General features: G+C 59.2%; 1 protein-coding gene. It reads left to right on the forward strand.

The annotated features are described in order from the left end of the window. Positions 1-331: MCE family protein (locus tag AC5Y4T_RS26195; protein WP_499956159.1), on the forward strand; the 331-nt coding region annotated here is incomplete at both ends.

The following is a 331-nucleotide window of genomic DNA, read 5'->3' on the forward strand; positions in this document are numbered from 1 at the left end:
CCGTCGAATGTGAATGCCGATATCAAGGCGACGACGGTGTTCGGCGGCAAGTATGTGTCGTTGACGACGCCGGCCAATCCGTCGCCGCAGAAGATTTCGCCGCGCACGGTGATCGATGCGCGTTCGGTGACCACCGAGATCAACACGTTGTTTGAGACGATCACTTCGATCGCGGAGAAGGTCGATCCGGTCAAGCTGAATTTGACGTTGAGTGCGGCGGCGCAGTCGTTGTCGGGGCTGGGGGAGAAGTTCGGCCAGTCGATCACCAACGCCAACGTTCTGCTCGATGATGTGAATCCGCAGATGCCGCAGGCGCGCAAGGACATTCAGC

Source organism: Mycobacterium sp. NGS11 (assembly GCF_059813315.1).